6 protein-coding genes and 1 pseudogene are annotated in these 6,689 nt (G+C 62.9%); 5 read left to right on the top strand and 2 right to left on the bottom strand.

What is annotated here, in order from left to right; genetic code table 11:
- Window positions 1-28: 28 nt before the first annotated feature.
- The 4 genes and pseudogenes from M9890_06015 (at window position 29) to M9890_06030 (ending at window position 3,789) form a co-directional block, all read left to right on the top strand.
- Window positions 29-271 carry a hypothetical protein gene (locus tag M9890_06015; protein MCO5176511.1) on the top strand — a complete coding sequence of 81 codons (243 nt, stop codon included), beginning with the start codon at window positions 29-31 and terminating at the stop codon, window positions 269-271.
- Complete coding sequence (locus tag M9890_06020) at window positions 178-762, top strand: hypothetical protein (protein ID MCO5176512.1); 585 nt, start codon at window positions 178-180, stop codon at window positions 760-762. The genes M9890_06015 and M9890_06020 overlap by 94 nt, the downstream gene beginning before the upstream one ends.
- Before the next feature lie 910 nt (window positions 763-1,672).
- Complete coding sequence (locus M9890_06025; GenBank protein MCO5176513.1) at window positions 1,673-2,107, top strand: hypothetical protein; 435 nt, start codon at window positions 1,673-1,675, stop codon at window positions 2,105-2,107.
- A gap of 100 nt (window positions 2,108-2,207) precedes the next feature.
- Window positions 2,208-3,789, top strand: a pseudogene (locus tag M9890_06030) (hydantoinase B/oxoprolinase family protein).
- Window positions 3,790-4,148: 359 nt separating this feature from the next.
- On the opposite strand, the gene M9890_06035 reads toward M9890_06030, so the two are convergent.
- Complete coding sequence (locus tag M9890_06035) at window positions 4,149-4,463, bottom strand: GIY-YIG nuclease family protein (protein MCO5176514.1); 315 nt, start codon at window positions 4,461-4,463, stop codon at window positions 4,149-4,151.
- 673 nt (window positions 4,464-5,136) lie between these two features.
- Between M9890_06035 and M9890_06040 the strand changes: the two genes are divergently transcribed.
- Complete coding sequence (locus M9890_06040) at window positions 5,137-5,787, top strand: hypothetical protein (GenBank protein ID MCO5176515.1); 651 nt, start codon at window positions 5,137-5,139, stop codon at window positions 5,785-5,787.
- Between the two features lie 38 nt (window positions 5,788-5,825).
- Here M9890_06040 and M9890_06045 read toward each other — a convergent pair.
- The coding region (locus tag M9890_06045; GenBank protein ID MCO5176516.1) for a hypothetical protein at window positions 5,826-6,689 on the bottom strand (864 nt) is incomplete at its 5' end.

Genomic DNA, 6,689 nt, shown 5'->3' on the forward strand with positions numbered 1-6,689 from the left:
TGCAGGGGCTGAATCGAAAGTGGGGGAGATGAGCGAGGATCCATCATCATTGAATATCGCGTTGTCATTCGACGTCGGCGGCACATTCACCGACTTCGTCGCGATTGATACCGCCACCGGCGCAATCGTCGCGCGGCACAAGGTGCTGACAAACGCGCGCTATCTGGAGGCAGGCGTTTGTCCGCGGCTGGCAGGAAATGGCCGCCGCCGGACTCGACGCCACCGCACCGGATTCGCAGTCCACTCAACAACGCTGGTGACGAACCGCTGATCGAGCGCAAGGGCGCCCGAACGGCCCTGCTCACAACGCGCGGCTTTCGCGACATCCTCGAGCTCGCCCGCGAGCAGCTCTACGACATCTACGACCTCTTCGCCCCGCCGCCCGAACCACTGATCGATCGCCCACTCCGCCTGGAGATCAACGAACGCGTGGATGCAAACGGCACCGTTCTCATCACTCCAGACCAGCAATCAATCGACGCCGCCGTTAGCACTCTGCGCGCCGCGAACGTCGAGTCGGTCGCTGTCGTCTTTCTCCATGCCTACCAGAACCGGACAATGAGCGCGCAGTCGCCGCGATCCGCTCCGCTCTGCCGAACATCACGATCTCGCTCATCCGACATCGCCCCAATCGCCGGTGAATACGAGCGCACATCAACCACCGCCGCCGACGCCTTCACCAAACCACTCGTCCAGCGCTGGCTGTCGGCGAGCTGGAGCAGTCGCTCACCGAATCCGGTATCCCGGCCGCGCTCTACCTGATGCTCTCGTCCGGTGAACGCTCTCGGCCCCGACAGCGACCGCTCGCCCGATCCGCCTGCTCGAATCTGGCCCGGCTGCCGGCGCAATCGCCGCCGCCTACTTCGGCCGCCTCGCCGGCTACGAAGACGTGCTATCACTCGACATGGGCGGTACGACCGCCAAAGCCTGCGTCGTCGAAGGCGGTCGCCCCGAGCTGGCGCAGCTTCTGGAAGTCGCCCGTGCGGCGCTTCATGAAGGGCTCCGGTCTGCCGGTCGTCACGCCCGTCGTTGACCTGATTGAGATCGGTGCCGGTGGCGGATCGATCGCCCGCAAGGACGATCTCGGCCTGCTGAAAGTCGGTCCCGACTCCGCCGGCGCAGATCCCGGTCCTGCCTGCTACGGGCTCGGCGGCACGCCTCGACCGTCTCCGATGCCAACCTCGTCCTCGGCTATCTCAACCCCGACTACTTCCTCGGCGGCTCAATCCCGTTGCGCCCGACCATGCGCGCGCTGCCGTCGCGTCGCTCGCGGCCGAACTGGACCTGTCAGTCGAGGCAACCGCCTGGGGCATCCACCGCGTCGTCAACGAGAACATGGCCGCGGCAGCACGCGTCCACATCATCGAGCGCAATCGCGACCCACGCTCAAGAAGACCATCGCCTTTGGCAGCGACCGGCGCATGCCGCCGCGGTCGCCTGCATCCTCGGCAGCCCTCGACTGTCATCTTCCCGCCCGGCGCTGGCGTCGCATCGGCCTCGGCGCACTCGTCGCCCCGACGCCTTCCACGGCCGCACCTTCCATGACTGCGCTCGACAGCGCCGACTGGGACGCCATCGCCGACGTATACGCCGAGCTTGAGACAACCGCATCAGAAGAGCTGGCCTGTGCTGGTGTCTCCCATCCGATGACATCCGCCACCGCTGGGCCGAAATGCGCCTCGAAGGCCAGTACCACGAGATCGCCGTCGACCTCCCATCCGGCAGTCTGGATGCTGCCAGCGTTCCGCCATCCGCGCCGCATCTGACGCCGCCTACCAGCAGCAGTACGGGGCCGCATCCTCGAAGGCTGCCGATCGAGGTGCTGCACTGGCGTTTGTCCGCCATCGGCCCCGAGCAGCAGGTTGGCGCGGCCACGCTGCCAATGGGCGACATGACCGCAGACATCGCACTGAAGGGCAGTCGCCCTGTCTGGTTCGACAATCGCTACCGCGACACGCCGATCTACGACCGCGATCTGCTCCAGCCCGGCATGCGCATCGTCGGCCCGGCTGTCCTGGAGGAACGCGAAGCGACAATCAGGATCGGACCCGGCGACGACGCTCGTGTCGACGAACATCTCGCCATCATCACGAGGATCGCACCGTAGGAGGAGCCCGATGACCGTCCGACCGACAACACCCGACATAGACTTCGACCCCGTTTCGCTGGAGATCATGTGGAGCCGCCTCATCGGCATCGCCGACGAGATGTGGACCACCGTCCTGCGCACCGCCGTCTCGACGATCATCGGCGCGGCCCAGGACTTCGGCTGCGAGATCCTCGATGAGCGCGGCTTCTCGCTGGCCCACTCCTACCGCTCAATGCCCGTCTTCAACCTGATCATGCCCGAGCTGACCCGCGAGCTCATCCGCGCCTTCCCGATCGAGCGGATGCGCCCCGGCGACGTCTTCACAACCAACGACCCCTGGCTCTGCGCCGGGCACCTCGACGACATCGCCATCATCACGCCGATCTTCCGCAATGGCACAGTCGTCGCTTTCGCCAACACCGTCGCCCACACCTCCTCCATCGGCGGCGCGCTCGACGGCATGGCCGTCCGCGACCTCCACGAAGAAGGGCTCTTCATCCCGCTGCTGCGCCTCTACGATGCTGGCACACCGAACGAGACGCTGTTCGCCTTCATCCGCAGCAACGTGCGTCAACCCGAAATGGTCCTGACCGGACATCGAGGCGCAGGTGACAGCCAATGTCGTCGCCGAAGAACGCATCCTCGCGCTGATGGACGAATACTGACTCGACTCACTCCGCGGCCTCGCCGACGCCGTGCAATCGCGCGCCGAAACCGCCATGCGCAACGCCATCGCCACCGTTCCCAACGGCACCTACAGCGCCGAGGAGATGGTCGAAGCCAACGGCGAGCCGCTGCCGCTTCGCGTCACCATCGAGGTCGCCGACGATCAGATCACGGTCGACTACTCCGGCAGCGCCGCCCAGACGCTGGCCGGGGGCATCAACTGCACCTTCACCTACACCCGCGCCCACACTGTCTACCCACTGAAGTGCCTGCTGACGCCGAACGTCCCGAATAACGAAGGCTGCTTCCGCCCGATCATCGTCCGCGCTCCCGAGCGCTCGATCCTGCACGCCCTCCCACCCGCCTCGGTCAACTCACGCACCAAAACCGGCTGGCACATCCACACGCTCGTCTTCCGCGCGCTGGCCGATGCGCTCCCCGAGCGCGTCCAGGCTGGCAACGGCCTGATGTTCACGATGCGCGGCTACTCCCGCGACGCCGACGGCACCCCACGCAACGCCCACTTCATCTGCGGCGGCGGTCGCGGCGCTGGATTCGGCCACGACAGCAACACCCGCAACTGCTTCCCGTCCAGCGCTGGCAACGTGCCGATCGAGATCTTCGAGTCGCGCCTGCCGCTGCTGGTCGAGGAGGACGCACTCGAGTCGTCCTCCGGCGGACAGGGCCAGTGGCGCGGCGCGCCGGGCCAGCGCGTGACACTCCGCCTGCATCCCGAGCACAAACGACCAGTCGCGCTCTATCTCCACCCGGACCGCCTGCGCTACCCCGCCCCCGGTATGTTCGGCGGCGAGCCCAGCCTGCGTAACCAGATCATCCTCAATGGCACCGACCTGGCTGCCAACGGCCGCCTCGACCACGGCGAAATCATCCTGGCCACCCCTGCCGACCGCCTCACCACCATCGTCGCCGGCGGCGCAGGCTACGGTCCACACACCGACCGCGACCCCGCCCTTGCCGCGCGTGACGAGGAGTTTGGGTATGTCGAGAGGGCTGCTGAAAAGCAGGAAGGCTAAGGGCTCAAGGCTCGATGCAATCAGCCAAAACACTTTTGCGTTGAGTTGTGAGATGCAGTGAGTATGTCATGACGACAGCCACCCCGTGTCCTGTCATCTAACGCCCAGATAACACTCGGCAGCAAGAGCTTTCTCCTGCGTTCATCTGCAGCCAATCGGGGGAGATTTCTCACTGCGGTTCGAAATGACAGGATTCGGAGCTGGCTGCCGGCCTGAGCGACTGACAATCTGGCGTTGACAGCCCATGAAGTAGTGGACCGCAGTGAAACTGTCGGTTCGACAGCCACCTCCGTGGCCTGTCATCTTGAGCCGCAGCGAAAGATCTCTCCCGGCGAGCACCAATCGCGCGCCGTGCGCGATCATTCCTCGAACCACCCAGCACTCAAGTCCTCCCAGTCAGGATTCTCTGACTCAATCAGCTCGATCTTCCTGGATCGCAGCCAGTGTTTGAGTTGCTTCTCACGACTGATCGCATCATTGACGTACGGGAACTCCTCGTAATAGACGAGGCGCGAGATGCCGTAGCGGCCTGTGAACGTATCCGCTCGTAGCTGCGCATGCTCCCTGATTCGCCGCTGGAGATCGTTGGTCACGCCAATGTAGAGCGTTCCTGATCGACCGCGCACGTTCGTCACGATGTAAACCCAGTAGGATCGTGGCTGTCGTGGTGACATGTGTTTGTGATCCAGATGCTGCTGGCGGCTTCCCTGGACAAGCCAAGAATATGACGATCCATAAGACGGGCAACGTAACTCGTATTCGGCTGTCTGTCGATATGCAAACACCCGGCAACGCCTGGTCTCTCCTGCGTTTGACTTGCTCCAACGGGGGGAGATCTTTCGCTGCGGCTCAAGATGACAGGATTCAGAAGCGGCTGCTGTACCGCACTGCCTGTCAGTCTGACACCCACGATCCACTCAAGATGCCACCTGCCTGCACAAGCAGGCATGACGGCACCATCGACATAGGAGCGTCAGAGCACGAGCGGTAGTTACCACGCGAAAGTGTCTGGCTTGCTCGTTCGGCAGCCACCCCCGCCTCCTGTCATCTCGAACCGCAGTGAGAGATCTCCCACCCGCTCGATGCAGTCCCACTCGGAAGAGATTCCACGCTGCCGAGAGCCCTCCGGACGATAGATATCGCGGTTCGGGAACTGCTGCCGCACGCTGCCACGGCACCGCACGACCTACTCAACATGAACTCCCTGACGAACAATCTCGTTCCGATCGCCATTGCGCGTTTGCGTTGCTGTGTCCACTATTGCTTTCACAATCGAGACTCATGGCACAAACTTTGCGCACAGGACTTATATCGTGTCACGGCTCTATTTCGAAAGGAGGCTGAGTCATGGTGGCAACTGACCACCGACGAAGACTTTTGCGAGCTGGCGTTGTCTGCGCACTGGGCTTACTCATCGCAAGCTGTGGGGGCGACAGCGAGGCGAACACGCCGACTGCATCTGCAGAGTCAGCATCACCGGCAACAACCACAGCGACTGCCGCCACGGCGGCCGTCATTGCATCACCGATAGCCAACGCCCCGACACCAGACGCAGACGGACTGTATCGTGACCTGAGCGCTGAGCAGGCTCAAGCCATCGTCCCGTTCGCCCTTGTGTGGCCAACAGACGTGCCTGAACCCCCGGCGCTGAATGGCATTCAGGTGGCGGAATCCCCGCCCACGCCCGCAGGCGACCGCGGATATCGAGTGATCAGCTTCTACAGTGGAGCCTCGCCAACTAGAACGTATCAGTATCTTCAATCGAACCGATCCCCTGCCAGCGTCCCTCGGCCCGACGCGACGCCGACCGAGATCGGCGACACCTCTGTCTCGATGACGACGCAGAATCGCCCCGATGGAAGCGCCGTTGTGTCATGGGAATGGACGGCAGACGACATCTTCCGCCAGGTCGTCGTCTCAGCCCATGATGACAACGACATTGACGCGGGCACCGCGCTTGTACGGGGAATCATCGAAGCAGATGCACAGCCATCGTAGTACCGTGCGACAACCGATCCAGGTCGCGCGACCTTTGCCTAAGTCATAATCGCTGGCTTGGGCCGGTAGTTGTAGGACAGCTGCGGCAGTGGCTTCTCAAGCGCCTTCTTGACCATCGGGTTGTCCGGATTCAGCCGATACGTGTCGACAAGCGACTGCGTACCGTATTGCGGATGCGTCGCTCTAACGGCCTCATGAATCATAATTCCATGCTGCACGAACTCGGTCTTGATCAGATAGTTCGCTTCGTTGTTCCCCAGCTCGCTAATTCCTCGCACCCGAATCTGGCCACGCAGCAAGTACACGAGCGAGCCGATCTGGACCGCCTCCTGCATCGTTTCCCCGTACACCTGCTCTTCGGCGGCAGCGATCAGGCGAATCGCCATCTCGATCTCCGTGTCGCGTAGTCGATTGAACACTGACCGCCACGCGGCGAACGCTTCATCTTCGGGCTCAGGTTCATCTGGAAGCACAACCACAACCGTGCCGTCAGGTGCTGTCCACTGGCGAATTACGTCAGCTCGCACTGCATCCTTGAAGAACAACGCTGGACGTTCATATCCGAGCGTACGCAGCTTCCGCCCTAACCGTTGTTCAAAGGCTTGCTGCACATCTGCTTCGCACGCGAAGTCAAAGCGCGAACGCACTTCGCGAACTGCCGGGGGCAGTTCCGCAAAAACCTTGGATAAATCCTGCTGCCGCTCGTCCAGGATATCTGCCACCAGTGGATGATCTGCATCGAGGACGAGCCGCGTGAACTCATACTCGTCGCCCGTCTCGCGCGCCGTCCCAATCGCAGTCTGCCGATCGAGGATGCCCTCATCGGCGAGGCTGTTGACGAGTCGCCATACCTGACCGCTCGTGAGACCCGGCAGGACACTGTTACGCGTCAACACATCCGC

This window comes from Thermomicrobiales bacterium, assembly GCA_023954495.1.
GTDB lineage: Bacteria > Chloroflexota > Chloroflexia > Thermomicrobiales > CFX8 > JAMLIA01.